This window comes from Roseovarius aestuariivivens (assembly GCF_004761875.1).
Lineage (GTDB): Bacteria > Pseudomonadota > Alphaproteobacteria > Rhodobacterales > Rhodobacteraceae > Roseovarius > Roseovarius aestuariivivens.
In genome coordinates this window covers 1-1,250 of record NZ_SJEY01000036.1, presented here as the reverse complement: position 1 = coordinate 1,250, position 1,250 = coordinate 1, and the positions used below count along the sequence as shown (strand labels likewise).

At 64.7% G+C, this 1,250-nt stretch carries 1 protein-coding gene; it reads left to right on the top strand.

Translation table 11 applies throughout. The features are described from left to right. Positions 1 to 1,248, top strand: a 1,248-nt coding sequence (locus EZV60_RS18940) for a formate--tetrahydrofolate ligase (protein ID WP_135507642.1), incomplete at its 5' end; no start/stop codon positions are given. Positions 1,249 to 1,250 lie beyond the last annotated feature (2 nt).

Below are 1,250 nucleotides of genomic sequence, written 5' to 3'. Positions count from 1 at the left end.
GCGATGATCGACAACCATGTCTACTGGGGCAACGACCTTGGCATCGACACCCGCCGCATCACCTGGCGGCGCGTGGTGGACATGAACGACCGCTCCCTGCGCCAGATCACCTCGTCCTTGGGCGGCGTGGCCAACGGCTTTGCCCGCGAGGACGGGTTCGACATCACGGTCGCCTCCGAGGTCATGGCGATCCTGTGTCTGGCCAAGGATCTCAAGGATCTGGAGCGCCGCCTGGGCGACATGATCGTGGCCTACCGGCGCGACCGCAGCCCGGTTTTCTGCCGTGATATCAAGGCCGAGGGCGCCATGACGGTGCTTTTGAAGGACGCCATGCAGCCCAACCTGGTGCAGACGCTGGAGAACAATCCGGCCTTCGTCCACGGCGGCCCCTTCGCCAATATCGCGCATGGCTGCAACTCGGTCATCGCCACGACGACGGCGCTGAAGCTCGCCGATTACGTGGTGACCGAAGCCGGGTTCGGCGCGGATCTCGGCGCCGAGAAGTTCATGAACATCAAGTGCCGCAAGGCCGGGATCTCGCCCGCGGCGGTGGTGATCGTGGCCACGGTGCGCGCGATGAAGATGAATGGCGGCGTGGCCAAGGCCGATCTCGGCGCGGAGAATGTCGAAGCGGTCAAGAAGGGCTGCCCGAACCTGGGCCGGCATATCGAAAACGTCAAATCCTTCGGGGTCCCGGTGGTGGTGGCGATCAACCACTTCGTCACCGATACCGACGCCGAGGTGCAGGCGGTCAAGGATTACGTGGCCGAACATGGCGCCGAGGCGGTGCTGTCACGCCACTGGGAGCTGGGCAGCGAGGGCTCCGCGCCCTTGGCCGAGAAGGTCGTGGAACTGGCCGAAAGCGGTGCTGCGGACTTCAAGACGCTCTATCCCGACGACATGGGGCTCTTCCAGAAGATCGAGACGATCGCGCAGAAGATCTATCGCGCCGACGCGGTGGTGGCCGACAAGAAGATCCGCGACCAGCTCAAGCTCTGGGAAGAACAGGGCTATGGCAACCTGCCGGTCTGCATGGCCAAGACGCAGTACTCGTTCACCACCGATGCCGGCGTGCGCGGCGCGCCCACCGGGCACAGCGTTCCGATCCGCGAAGTGCGCCTCTCGGCCGGCGCGGGCTTCATCGTCGTGGTCTGCGGCGAGATCATGACCATGCCCGGCCTGCCCTCAAGACCCGCCTCCGAAAACATCCGCCTCAACGAAGACGGACAGATCGAGGGGCTGTTCTGAGA